Annotated in this window: 15 protein-coding genes; 14 read left to right on the plus strand and 1 reads right to left on the minus strand. The window is 47.8% G+C overall.

What is annotated here, in order from left to right; translation table 11 throughout:
- Nucleotides 1–178: 178 nt before the first annotated feature.
- Nucleotides 179–475, minus strand: coding sequence for a helix-turn-helix transcriptional regulator (locus C3F35_RS25425; RefSeq protein WP_017384073.1), 297 nt, complete (start codon nucleotides 473–475; stop codon nucleotides 179–181).
- Between the two features lie 858 nt (nucleotides 476–1,333).
- Between C3F35_RS25425 and C3F35_RS25430 the strand changes: the two genes are divergently transcribed.
- The 14 genes from C3F35_RS25430 (at nucleotide 1,334) to C3F35_RS25500 (ending at nucleotide 12,698) form a co-directional block, all read left to right on the plus strand.
- A complete protein-coding gene (locus tag C3F35_RS25430) occupies nucleotides 1,334–1,822 on the plus strand; it encodes a P-loop NTPase fold protein (protein ID WP_023280967.1) in 489 nt (162 codons plus the stop codon).
- Nucleotides 1,823–1,866: 44 nt separating this feature from the next.
- Nucleotides 1,867–3,017 (plus strand): IS3 family transposase gene (locus C3F35_RS25435; RefSeq protein ID WP_087855188.1). Its coding sequence is split into 2 segments (ribosomal slippage): nucleotides 1,867–2,125 and nucleotides 2,125–3,017, totalling 1,152 coding nucleotides; the frame shifts between segments, so codons are not numbered across the junction.
- 124 nt (nucleotides 3,018–3,141) lie between these two features.
- A complete protein-coding gene (locus tag C3F35_RS25440) occupies nucleotides 3,142–5,856 on the plus strand; it encodes a P-loop NTPase fold protein (protein WP_157843391.1) in 2,715 nt (904 codons plus the stop codon).
- Between the two features lie 204 nt (nucleotides 5,857–6,060).
- A complete protein-coding gene (locus C3F35_RS25445) occupies nucleotides 6,061–6,390 on the plus strand; it encodes a hypothetical protein (RefSeq protein WP_000140246.1) in 330 nt (109 codons plus the stop codon).
- 153 nt (nucleotides 6,391–6,543) lie between these two features.
- On the plus strand, nucleotides 6,544–7,950 hold the full coding sequence (locus C3F35_RS25450; protein WP_223866369.1) for a hypothetical protein: 1,407 nt from the start codon (nucleotides 6,544–6,546) through the stop codon (nucleotides 7,948–7,950).
- A gap of 181 nt (nucleotides 7,951–8,131) precedes the next feature.
- Entirely contained in the window at nucleotides 8,132–8,626 is a 495-nt protein-coding gene (locus tag C3F35_RS25455; protein WP_015063025.1) for a hypothetical protein, read from the plus strand.
- A gap of 57 nt (nucleotides 8,627–8,683) precedes the next feature.
- The gene (locus C3F35_RS25460) at nucleotides 8,684–8,908 is read left to right on the plus strand and encodes a hypothetical protein (protein ID WP_022652360.1); all 225 of its coding nucleotides are present in this window, start codon (nucleotides 8,684–8,686) and stop codon (nucleotides 8,906–8,908) included.
- 138 nt (nucleotides 8,909–9,046) lie between these two features.
- Nucleotides 9,047–9,745 (plus strand): hypothetical protein, encoded by a 699-nt coding sequence (locus C3F35_RS25465; RefSeq protein WP_187116898.1) that lies wholly within the window; start codon nucleotides 9,047–9,049, stop codon nucleotides 9,743–9,745.
- Complete coding sequence (locus tag C3F35_RS25470) at nucleotides 9,742–10,050, plus strand: hypothetical protein (RefSeq protein WP_040113307.1); 309 nt, start codon at nucleotides 9,742–9,744, stop codon at nucleotides 10,048–10,050. The genes C3F35_RS25465 and C3F35_RS25470 overlap by 4 nt, the downstream gene beginning before the upstream one ends.
- 33 nt (nucleotides 10,051–10,083) lie before the next feature.
- Complete coding sequence (locus C3F35_RS25475; protein WP_040113339.1) at nucleotides 10,084–10,608, plus strand: HNH endonuclease; 525 nt, start codon at nucleotides 10,084–10,086, stop codon at nucleotides 10,606–10,608.
- Nucleotides 10,609–10,632: 24 nt separating this feature from the next.
- Nucleotides 10,633–11,247, plus strand: coding sequence for a DUF6012 family protein (locus C3F35_RS25480; RefSeq protein ID WP_233211677.1), 615 nt, complete (start codon nucleotides 10,633–10,635; stop codon nucleotides 11,245–11,247).
- Between the two features lie 190 nt (nucleotides 11,248–11,437).
- A protein-coding gene (locus C3F35_RS25490; RefSeq protein ID WP_103178130.1) for an IS1-like element IS1B family transposase occupies nucleotides 11,438–12,135 on the plus strand; the annotation gives its coding sequence in 2 pieces (ribosomal slippage) (nucleotides 11,438–11,687 and nucleotides 11,687–12,135; 699 coding nt in all).
- Nucleotides 12,136–12,179: 44 nt separating this feature from the next.
- Complete coding sequence (locus tag C3F35_RS25495; RefSeq protein WP_022652355.1) at nucleotides 12,180–12,416, plus strand: hypothetical protein; 237 nt, start codon at nucleotides 12,180–12,182, stop codon at nucleotides 12,414–12,416.
- Between the two features lie 33 nt (nucleotides 12,417–12,449).
- Complete coding sequence (locus tag C3F35_RS25500) at nucleotides 12,450–12,698, plus strand: hypothetical protein (RefSeq protein ID WP_022652354.1); 249 nt, start codon at nucleotides 12,450–12,452, stop codon at nucleotides 12,696–12,698.
- The last annotated feature ends 10 nt before the right edge of the window (nucleotides 12,699–12,708 follow it).

Raw genomic sequence — 12,708 nt, forward strand, 5'->3', positions numbered from 1 at the left:
TCTCGCAAAGAAGGTGCCGTTTCTGCTTTGCGTTGACACCCCTAAATATTAGAATTAAAAGGAGAGAGTTACTGGAAAAAGGCAGCGGAGGCAGTGACAATCGTGGCTTGAAGCCACTACTCGATGGATGCGGACATGTAGTTGGCGTCATTCGACAAAACTAGCAAACTTCTAATAGTCACCATTTCTCCCGTCTGGCGGGAGTGCTGTCAAATGCCCCCCTCATCTCTGTGTGGGAAATGAAGGGTGAAGGGGAAATAGATGACAGCGTTATTTCTACGCCCAGAATACTGAATACCTTGTACAGACGATCAATACTGGCGCTAGCAGGGTTTGCTTCCAGGCGGGCATAGGTTTGCTGCGTTACGCCAAGCCTCTCAGACACATCTTTTTGCGTGAAGCCCTTGATTTTGCGAAACCCGATTAGCACAGGTCTGAGCTGGTTCAGCGTTTTTATCGGGAACTGATTATTCATAAGTGACCTGCCTCGCAGACTGAGTAGGGAGTACCGCCCTGTAATACAGCAGGTAAGGTGTATTTTGTGTTATACAGACTATAGGCTGTAAAACCTTTATTGAAAAGATGCTGATGTTCCAGGGGCATGCCGAGCATGGACGATTTTCTGCGGGGCGGTATTTCGCTACGGGGGAGATTGCGTTCGGGCAATGTACCGGTGTAAAAAACGTCAATTTTTCAAAACCGCTGTTATCGGGATAAGCTGAAAACTCCGAAGGCAGACACAGCCACGAATAATGTCAGACTTAAACTCTGTAGCTGTCTTCTTTTGCCTGTAAATAACGTCTAGTTTGACTCTGATGAAGGCTGTACCAGGCAGAGAACATGTCACTCTCGGGGCCGGATGATAAAATGTGTTCAACTGGCTGGGCAGGGTAATAGCGAAGAACGTTCTCTGAAATTCGATTCAGCTCAGCGTAACGTGCGCTGTAGGTATGTATAATCCATTGCATCAATTTTGCATCCGTATTATTCGCAGATTACACACAAGAAGCTTAACAATGGCTGAAAGAGTGAGCAGGGATATGTAACAAAAACAAGGGCTTCAAGATGAACTGGATAAAACCGGAGCAGAGCAAGCCCTGTTCCGGTTTGTCAGGCTTTGGAATTTCTTCCAGGCCCCTGCAGCTAGTCACAACAAACACATTAATGTTTTCATTGCTTCAATTCAATATTATTGTGTGAAAGGGATTCCATCGAAATCGGCTTATGCATGCTTAAAACTAAACTGCCCCGGCTGCAGTCATTTGGTTGCTGTGGGCTCTGTACTGTGTCTAATAGTGAAAGAATCTTACGTTATAACGAAGGAAATTGCTGAATGACTCTACGATTGCAGACGGAATCACCCGCTGACCAGGATATGTTTAGAGGCAGCAGTCATGAAAAAGTTGCAGAGAATGTGGCTCAGATCATCAGGACACCTGATGTCAATATTATTGGTCTGGAAGGTGAGCTGGGTTCAGGTAAGTCAACAATATTGAAGTTCCTGCAGAAAAAGCTTAAAGATGATTTTACGTTCATTAACTTTGATGCAGAACGTTACCATCATGGCTCAACTAAAAAAGCGCTTATCGATGTCATCCACCACGGGGTCAGCCTACAATGTCCGGGCTCCCGGGATGTGTTGGATAAGTATAAAAATCTGGCTCTGGGTAACATCGTTGAATACGACAAGAGGGTCAGCAGCAGGCTAAGCTGGTTGACCGTCGTTTTTATTTTACTGTCATTGCTTTCCGTGCAGATGCTTCGTTATGTGCTAACAGACCTTAATCAATATTTTACTAACAATGATCTTACCCACGAATAGTGGACACACGACTAAGTGAGTAAACTCTTAACCAGAGGTGACTCATGACAAAACCAGCATCAACCAGTAAGAAGCCCCGCAAACAGTACACGCCTGAATTCCGCAACGAAGCCCTGAAGCTTGCGGAACGTATCGGTGTTGCTGCCGCTGCCCGGGAACTCAGCCTGTACGAATCCCAGCTCTACGCATGGCGCAGTAAGATTAACAATGCCCGCAGCTCTTCCGAACGTGAGCAGGAAATGTCCGTTGAAATTGCCCGTCTTAAGCGCCAACTGGCGGAACAGGCAGAGGAGCTGGCCATTCTCCAAAAGGCCGCGACATACTTCGCGAAGCGCCTGAAATGAAGTATGTCTTTATTGAAAAACATCGGGCTGAGTTCAGCGTCAAAGCCATATGCCGGGTACTGCGGGTCGCCCGTAGCGGCTGGTATGCGTGGCGTCTGCGTCGTCAGCAGATAACACCACGTCAGCAGTTCCGGCTCGTCTGTGATACTGCTGTCCGTCAGGCATTCACTGAGGCAAAACAGCGTTATGGTGCGCCTCGTCTCGCTGACGAACTGCCTGAGTACAACGTCAAAACCATTGCCGCCAGCCTGCGGCGTCAGGGGCTTCGCGCAAAAGCGGCCCGGAAGTTCAGCCCGGTCCGATACCGCGAACATGGCCTGCCGGTGTCTGAAAATCTGCTGAAACAGGATTTTTACGCGAGTGGCCCGAATCAGAAGTGGGCGGGTGACATCACGTACTTGCGCACGGACGAAGGCTGGTTGTACCTGGCGGTGGTCATTGACCTGTGGTCCCGTGCTGTCATCGGCTGGTCGATGTCGTCGCGGATGACAGCGCAGCTGGCCTGCGATGCGCTACAGATGGCACTCTGGCGACGTAAGCGCCCGGAAAATGTCATCGTGCATACGGACAGAGGCGGGCAGTACTGTTCGGCAGACTATCTGGCGTTACTGAAGCGGCATAATCTGCACGGTAGCATGAGTGCCAAAGGATGTTGTTACGACAATGCCTGCGCGGAAAGCTTCTTCCACTCGCTGAAGGTGGAATGTATCCACGGGGAACGCCTTATCAGCCGGGAAATCATGCGGATGACGGTGTTTAATTATATCGAGTGTGATTACAATCGGTGGCGCCGACACAGTGCCTGTGGCGGACTCAGTCCCGAACAATTTGAAAACCAGAACCTCGCTTAGGGCCGTGTCCACATTACGTGGGTAGGATCACAAGGAGTCATTATTAGGGTGGCTTTTTTATGTTGAGGTGGCCGCGTTTCTTTCTCCTGCCATTATGGTCGCAGGACTGGCATGCCTGCAGAACATGGAATGGTACAGAAAGAAAGGGTATTCGAGTATTGGTGATTTGTTCAAACGCAACAGTACTGACAGGATTGAAGAGACTTGGCTAGTTAATAAGGAGGTCGGAGCTATTGAGCTGGCTGAAGCTCTGCAGGGATTTACCTCCAAAGAGGTCATTTCCCATGGAGATCGCTTCATCCTTATCATTGATAATCTGGACCGAATCAGTGCAGACAAAGTGAAAGAGCTCTGGAGTGATATGGAGCTTATTGCCGGAGCCACTCATGAACACTTCAGGATAGTGGTGCCCTATTCGGCAAGACAGGTTTCAGCCTCACTTTCTGTGGCGGGTTTCAGCGGGCGTGAGTTTATTGCAAAGCGGATTCCTGTAAGTTTTCAGGTTCCTCCTCTTATTTCGGCAGGATGGCAGGAAGCGTTAAGGCAGTACTGGAAAGAAACAGTAAATGAGGATGCAGGGATAGCGTGCCGGGAAGCAACGGTGTTGCTTGAGCGCTGGAAACCCTCTGAGTATCCTCGTATCACACCGCGATTAATGAAGAAGTTTGTTAATGATATTCATATTCTGAACCTTACCGTTCCTGCAACAGAAGATCATCGCCATATTCTTATTGCTCTCTACTTACTGGTGGTCAGATACGGGGAGCGAGATATTAAAGTATTACTTCGCGATCCCAAAGCTAGTCAGACCGAACCCGGTATTGCTCCGGATGATTTTGACGAGATGCTCTCGCTAACTTATCAACAAATATCCCGAATTTTTAATAACGATACAGAAAGATGGAGCGAATTTCTGATGAGCATCCACTATCAGTCCACGGTGGAGCTTGCCAGGAGCGAGTTGCTTGATACGCCTCTTAAAGACGCGATTGGTGCTATAAATATCCCACGGCTTGAAGAACTGACGGCCTTGTGGGGTTTCGCTGAAGCATGGCAGCGAGTGGCACCACATATTCAGATGCGAGACTGGCTGGTTTCTTATAGCCGGATGGATGAGAAGTGTCAGGCTCTCGCCGAACCGCAACTCAAAGTCGCAGTGCAAATGCTGAATCAGAGTTATGCTGTTTCACTCAGAGAAAAGAATGATGAAGGTTTCGTATTGAGTCTGCAGAAACTGATGGCTGACGGGCGGATAAGCCTAGAGCCTTTCGTCGAAAGGCAAATATCGTTTATTGTGAGTAAACTTGATGAAATTCAGGATTCAGAAAAATTGGAGGCTGAATCCACGCAGACGTTGCTGCAGGAAGCTGATTCATACTCTGTTCTGGCCGGTGAATCACTACTGAATAAAATGGAGAATTTTGTAGATGGCGTATTTTATGTGGAATACCTTGTCAATAATGAAGAGACCTTGTCAAACCTGAAAATTGGCACACTAGATATCGGAAATCACGGTCGGGAGGAGATGTTACGCTATGGAGCTGAGCAACCTCAGATAGACCTTTTTAATCCGGGAATTATCCGGCATATCAATATTGCATCGAAGGCGGTACAGAACGTAATTGGAAAGAATGATGGTACAGGTGGGGCTCAGGTTAGCTCTGCAATAATGACGCTTAAAAATCGTCAGGTTGTTGAGGACGTTATCCATTTCAGAAAAATTGTTCTGAGCCCGGACTGGAATAATAATGTTTTAAATCAATATTATCTTAATAATACGGCGACGAGGAATCTCTTCCCTGCGGAATTTGCTGCACAGGCTGTTGCTCACATGGTGCTCCATGGTAACTATGCCGGTATCGAGTCGTACAGTGAACATATTGGTGAGGAACGGTTTGACCTGGCTTTGGCTGCATATCTTCGTTATCTACGTACTGCCGAGAGTATCTTTATAGCACTTAAGGATAAAAATGTTCTGCCGTACATCAAAAATGCTGTTGGCAGGATTGTTGATTTAGGTCTTCTGGTGAATATACCTGTCCTGAGCTTTGTTAAAGGTCAGTATGACGTCATCAAAGAAGCTACAAATGCAACCTCTCTTTTAATATTTGTGCGAGAGCGTCAAAAAGCACTGTCAGAGAAAATAATTGAGTCTGATGTGAATGCTATGGGTCCAGTATTTCTCCATGACGTATATCAGTCAGGTGAGCAGTTTGATATTTTGAAGAAAAAGCTGAACGCCCTGGCATGTGGAGTATTTAGTTCTTCTGAAAGGCTTATTGAGTGTTTTACGGTTCTTCCTGTGAACATGCGCTTTATCCTTGAACAAATGCAACTTCAGGGGCAGCATATCCGGATGGAAGGTAGTGTGGGTATCTTTGCATCATGGTTCCGTGATGCAGAGCCAGACGTTGTCACAAATGCCGAGAACATTCATTTCCTGTGGTCTTGCCTCGACGATACCCAGAGAGAGACTGTACTTGATGAGTTGCACGATGTCTTACTTGAAAGACATATTCGTATTGACAGCCGTATTGCGATTATTACCCGTTTTCATAATGAGTTGTCGTTTATTGAACCTGAGAAGGCCGTTGAACGCAGGGCTATTGCGGCGCTGTTTAGCGCTTCTGTTGATAATGTATTATTGTCTCAATGGCTTGACCGTCAGACGTTTTCATTTTCATCATGGTCTCCGGAGGACGCCCGTACGGCAACGAGTTGTATAATGAATAACTCGGAGATTTTTCCTCTCATCTGCAGGAATTCACAGTATATTAAAAACAGAATGTTACCAGAGAAAGCGGACGTTACAGAAGATAGTGATACGTTTCCGGACTGAGTTCGTTCTTTAAATCCTATACCTGAAGACCACAGCGGTGGTCTTTGGGAGTTTTTTTATTGCCTGATATACATTAAGCATGTTATATCTTGCTAAGAAATAATCATTCAGGGATTAATCATAACTACTGAAGTTATGTTGTGTTCTTTTCTTTTAAAAATAAATTATTCAGATTTATTTTCTATTGATTTAATGAGGTAGGGAATGACAGAAAGTGCTTTGCTTTTGCGAGAGGCATTTAATGAATCGGTTAACTATATGACATGGTCTTTTTATTCACTGATAACTGCTTACGTTTCGATGGCTTTTTATGATAGAGTTGAGGTTAAGACCCGAATAAATAATTATCTGAATAAGTTACTTTTCGTGATTGCTATGTCCGTTTTTATCCCAAATATGTACTTTGTTTCAATGGTGTTCAGTCAGAAGTTAGGCACCGCAGCTGGCGTTGCGTCATTCATTATTGGGCTACTTTTCATGATGTTAAACTCGGCGCCTGTAATTACTGGTATCGTACAGCAGCGCAAAGATTGAGTTTTATGAGTATAGTCAGTTGGGTTTTCATCTGTTTTATCAGACTTAGAAAAATGAAATCTTTCAATTCATTGATTTTAAACGCAAAAAAATTTCTAAATGATCAGAATTATAGGGTGCTCCTTATGCTGCGCCGTCGGCATTGACCACTCGATGGAAACCTTACTCCGCACTGATCCTGAGAAGTACGGCTACCAGGCTGGTCTAAACCGCCTTCAGCGTTTCCTGACCAAAATCCAGTACGACTGGAGCCTTCGGGATTATATCGGCCGCAAAGTGTTTGAGGGCGGGTATGTGCGTCTTCAGCCCAATGTTTTCTCGTCGTCCCTGACCGAACGACTGTTCCATATCTGTTGCAGCCTCGATTACGTGGAGGCCCAGCGGGCCGCAGCGGTGCGGGAAAAGTTACTTTCTGGCGAGGTCGAAGATACGGCGCATAACCGCCGCATGGCGGAGCCGCAGTTTCGACTGGTGCAGGAAGCCAACGTGCTGCATATCGACTTTCTCTGGTCACTGCATTGCTTTAACCCGCGACCATTTCGCGCCATCGAACTTTACCGCCAGGTGTGGGAAGGGGGGGCACTGGATCTGCTCGACGATGAGCCAGCTATGCAACCCGTACCCCGCACGCCGATGCCAGCACCACGCTGGATGAAGTTGCCGGAAGGCCGTATCGGGACGTCATTTGACGGGCTGTCTGATCCGTCTGCCGAAATGGCCTATTTTGACGGTCGGGAGGATGACCGTGCTTCCCGCAGCCTGCTGAGCAGCGGGGAAAGCCTGAACATCGTTGCATTCGAAGAAGAGGATGAGCTGACGGTCGATGAAGACACTGCGTCCTGGATTATCTGGCATGAATATGACGGATTACGCCAGCGTGTGTCTGACGGTGAGTTTACCCCCGTGGCGGCGGCACAGTACCTGCTTAGATACGGCGCCGTCCGAATTTCCCGGGGGAAAGGTGCGGTGTACCACCGCCTCGCTCAACGCGGGCAGGCCTTTTCACGTCTTGGCATTAACGACCAGACGCCGCTGCCGTCCCTGCTCGTCAGCCACCGTTTCAAGATCCTGACCGACTGCGATTACCGCCTGCTCGTTGCCCGTAAACTGCGGGGGCAGCGGCAGAAACTGCGCTTCTGGTGCTGTGTTGCGGCCTGTGTGGCGCTGCACACCCACAACCGAACGCCTCTTGGGGCATGGATCACGACGCAACTGGAGAACGAACGCCAGCAACATCTGGCCCGGACGGGTGACGAACTGAAAGCCGGTCTGCTCGACGCTGTACTGACTCTCTGTAACCTGCGGATTAAGCCTCAATCAATGCAACCGGAGGAACGGTTGTATTACCGGGCTGTCAGAAAACGCTTTCTGACGACGTTAGCCAGGTGTATTTCCCAGGAGTACGACGAAACCTTACGGGAGGTTATTTGGGCGCTGAGGATGCTGTCCGGTCCCCAGTCTTCGAAAAAGACGGGATTCCGGCATGTGGATGATTGCCGGGAGAGTACTGCGGCACTGTTAAGGCCTCTGCTGAATCGTCTGGTCCGCCTGCTGGCGTGAGGCAATTAGCACAATCAGACAGACCTAAAAAAGCGTGAAAATAGCCCCGTTAACGGAAAAATAGATGAAATGTGTGTGGTGTAATGCTCGCAGGGGTGAAGTCCGTTACGGTGCGGGTTTGAAAAGTAACTTTTTTCATCAGACTAACAACATCCATTTTAAAACTATTAGGGACTGATATATGACCGATAAAGAGGATAAAAAAAGGAACTTAAGGAAGATAAGGGGCATTTCAATCAACTGGGAATTTAATAAGCCCACTGGTAAGGAACACCTGCTATTAATTATTGCCATAGTGGCATGTATTTTCCCTAGTCAGATTTTTTTCAATTCCTCTCTATGGAGCGGCTTCCTGTATTTAATTTGTGTTGCGGGTAGTTATGCATACCTGGCTATACCTCATTTTAAACATCGTAAGGAAATCTGGAAGGGATGGCTTGACCAGTCGCTGAAAGAGTACCAGCCGCTTGATCTGCAAGCTTGGGAGGTTTTTAAGGCCCGCGTTAGTGAGGAAGGCATGACTTATGTTGCTTTTGAATCATGGATGAATACTGAGGCTAGTGCTTTATATAAAGAACCCAAACAAGAATGGTCATTTGTCGACAAAACACCGGTCGGAGAAAATGATCAGTCAGAACCTGTTCAACAGATTTCAGTAAGTAATAAAAAAGAATAGATAATTTTAATCGAAAACCGTCCTGAAAACAGGGCTAATTATCCAGAGGATTGCACTATGACTATTCAAGAAAAAAATACCGTTTTCATTTTTAATGCCTGCCACGCTGACAAGGCCACTGCCTCCAGCGCCAATGCACTTTACAGCCTGGAAGTTGAATATCCGATGACCCTGAATGATTTGTCATTGCTGTGTGAGTCTGTCGCGAAAGCGTTGGATGCACCTGGTTGCGTGAAATATGAAATTACGACCGAGCCGGTAGTGGAAGCGGATGAAGATTAATTCGGGGTGTGTACACCACGTTTTCAGGAAGGGATGTAGAGTCCCGCGACCGTGTAACGACTGTCGTTTCCAGGGATGGGCGAATAAAGATGGATAGGCTTCTCAATGTGTGAACCATGTGTGAAAGGAGAAACCACAGTGAAGACACGTGGAATGCTTTTTAAAGATGAAATGGTCAGGGCAATTCTGGCAAACCAGAAAACACAGACGCGGCGGATTATAGAGCCTCAGTACAGTTCACCTGAATGGTCGGTAAGGCCTGCGCAAACACCGCGACATCGTGGGCATACGCATGACTGGTGGCTTCCAACAGGAACTCAGCCAAATTCGGCGCTTCGCGCCTGTCCGTACGGTGTAGTTGGCGACCGTATTACTGTACGTGAAGCGTTTTCCTTGCTCGGGAATGAAGATGCGTGCGCGGTGGACTGGAATGACAACATTGTGATGGACAGATCTGAAGCAGCCCGCATTTACCGTGCGAGCTGTGAACAGCGTTCGGGGGATTATGGGCTGTGGTCGATCCCTGATGAGGCCGACTGGAAGCCCCGTACAGAAAATATGAAGTTCGAAGGTGCGTGGACACCTTCTATCCATATGCCTCGCTGGGCCAGCCGTATAGTACTGGAAATCACCGATTTGCGAGTAGAGCGGTTAAACTGCATCAGCGAAGAGGATGCGAAAGCTGAAGGAGCCCCAACCGAATGTTGTGTTATTGGCGATAAGCATTTTCTTGGCTTCCGCAGCCTTTGGAAAGACACCTATGGAGAAGACAGTTGGCAGGCCAACCCGTGGGTGTGGGTAATCAATTTTGAGCGCATTGCTGGGGAAGTCGCATGAATAATGAGGTGAGTTCGCTGGGTACGGAAAAACCCGAAGGTCCTTTTGTTCTTCTGACGTTAGTCGGTGATGGTTTTATCTTCGATGAGCGGCACGAGATTATCAGGATAAATGGAAGACCAAAGCAGGTCGGAGTAAAGCGAAATTATTTTGAATCTGATCTGGGGGAAGGGAAGGCGAAATGCTGGACAGTGGATATTAATGAGGCCCATGTATTCCCCACTCTGGATGCCGCGACCGAACAGCTATGTAAATTAAGCCGACCACACCTGATTAAAATCCGAAAACTAATTCAGGAAATTTAATAAAAAACCGTCTTAATATGGTTGGGAGGTCCGGTGAAAGTTCTAAATAACAAAGGCTCAGTAATCGAATTACCCAATTTTTCAGAACTCCTCCCGAAGGTTAAATCTGATGATGGGCGATTTTCAAAGCCCAAAAATAAAATATCCAAAGAGCAACGAGCCGAACTGCGTTTGAAATTTGGTGGTCGGTGTGCCTATTGCGGCTGTACTCTGCCGGAAAAAGGCTGGCATGCCGATCATGTTGAACCGGTGAGGCGGGATTTTGAAATGGTCAGAGCCCCCGCTGGAAGCCGAGTGACACACCAGGCTCGAAGTACCGGTAAGGTCATGCATCCTGAACTGCATGCAAGCGAAAATCTTTTTCCGGCTTGCGCCCCCTGCAATCTCTTTAAAGGTGCATTGAGTGTTGAAGGAATGCGGAAAGAAATAAGCCGCCAGGTAGAACGCGCCAGGGCATACAGCGTCAACTTCAGGACCGCAGAGCGATTTGGATTAATTGAAGTCACGGAGAAGCCGATTGTCTTCTGGTTCGAAATGTATCAAGCGACACCGAAATAATTGAAACCATAATAAACGAGGATAATGACGATGTTTTTACACCTGGTACCTAAAATCCTGCATCCGATGGGAAATCTCTGCACGCTGGATTCCGTGAGCGTCACGGAACTGTCGCTTCACCTGACAGGAAATGACCTGTTTGCGATGCGCCCTTATCCGAACAAGCAATACCTGGTGGGTATGCTGAAGGGTCGCAAGGCATTGAATGGATTTCTGGTCAAAATTCCCCGAGCGTTAGAAGAGTTTACGATGGTCTCCGTCTGGAATATTGAAGGATACGGCAAAATAACGCACACCCTGAAGACCTTTGTCGAAGATACGGAATATGACCTGGTTTCCCATGACGTGCTGCTGGCGCAAGGGAGCTACCGGGCACAGGCGTCTGAAGAGTATCGTGTTCACCCTGTCTATAAAAACATTGCGCCGGTACACATCGAACCGAAGATGGAGTCCCTGCTGTCGACCGAACCCAATTTAGAGAACGATGTCTGTGAAACCTATTCGTGGGGGATGCTGGTGCGTACGCGGGAAGAGGGGTTTAAGGCAATGACGATGCCATCAGCCCGTCTCAGGGAGTCTGAGGCACTGCGGGGGGATCGCCAGCCACAACCGGAGCAGGCCATTGTTATTAGCGGGTGAGTGGCGATCAGCCTGATGTCGTTGCACAGGCTGACAGACTCTCAATGGATATACCGGGGAAGTTGATTTTCCAACCTGTAGGTTATTCGGTTCGTACCCCGATTCGGTATAATTAGTTAAATCATAGTTAGTTTAGGTGATGCTGCCAACTTACTGATTTAGTGTATGATGGTGTTTTTGAGGTGCTCCAGTGGCTTCTGTTTCTATCAGCTGTCCCTCCTGTTCAGCTACTGACGGGGTGGTGCGTAACGGCAAAAGCACTGCCGGACATCAGCGCTATCTCTGCTCTCACTGCCGTAAAACATGGCAACTGCAGTTCACTTACACCGCTTCTCAACCCGGTACGCACCAGAAAATCATTGATATGGCCATGAATGGCGTTGGATGCCGGGCAACCGCCCGCATTATGGGCGTTGGCCTCAACACGATTTTCCGCCATTTAAAAAACTCAGGCCGCAGTTGGTAACCTCGCGCATACAGCCGGGCAGTGACGTCATCGTCTGCGCGGAAATGGACGAACAGTGGGGATACGTCGGGGCTAAATCGCGCCAGCGCTGGCTGTTTTACGCGTATGACAGGCTCCGGAAGACGGTTGTTGCGCACGTATTCGGTGAACGCACTATGGCGACGCTGGGGCGTCTTATGAGCCTGCTGTCACCCTTTGACGTGGTGATATGGATGACGGATGGCTGGCCGCTGTATGAATCCCGCCTGAAGGGAAAGCTGCACGTAATCAGCAAGCGATATACGCAGCGAATTGAGCGGCATAACCTGAATCTGAGGCAGCACCTGGCACGGCTGGGACGGAAGTCGCTGTCGTTCTCAAAATCGGTGGAGCTGCATGACAAAGTCATCGGGCATTATCTGAACATAAAACACTATCAATAAGTTGGAGTCATTACCGTTAGTTTATTATGTGTAAGGACATAAACATGGATGAATATCTGGCGCTGGACAAGGCACTCATCGAAGTTCTAACCCCGGTTCCTAAGCCGTTCGCGACATTATTTGCCGGAGAAATCAAAGCAGAGTGTCACAGGATTGCCGCTAGGGAAAGCAATCCGCAACCATTGCGGATTCTTGACCGCCGTTTGCAATCGCTAATTAAGGACGGTCGCATTTCTTATACAACCGGAAAAGGTTGGCTTAAATGTGGTGGCACCGTATAACGGTATTTTCAATACAAAAAATTGGAAAGAATCATGACCAGCAATCGCTCCCGTGAAATCAAAACACCGCCTGTGCATATTATTGCGGATTACGTTCTTCGCTTCATGAAGAACAATAAAGAAGCGAAATTGTACGAAGCAATGAGCCGTCTTGAAAGTAAAATCAAACTCTTTGTTGCTGACGGCCATGATGAGCAGCATATCCGGACACAGTTAAATCAGGCCACACAATGTCATACCAAAGAAACACTGAAACGGGCCTGTGAACGGATTTGTATTTAACCTCATGTTA

Origin of the sequence: Leclercia sp. LSNIH3, assembly GCF_002935105.1 — a bacterium.
Classification (GTDB): Bacteria; Pseudomonadota; Gammaproteobacteria; order Enterobacterales; family Enterobacteriaceae; genus Enterobacter; species Enterobacter adecarboxylatus.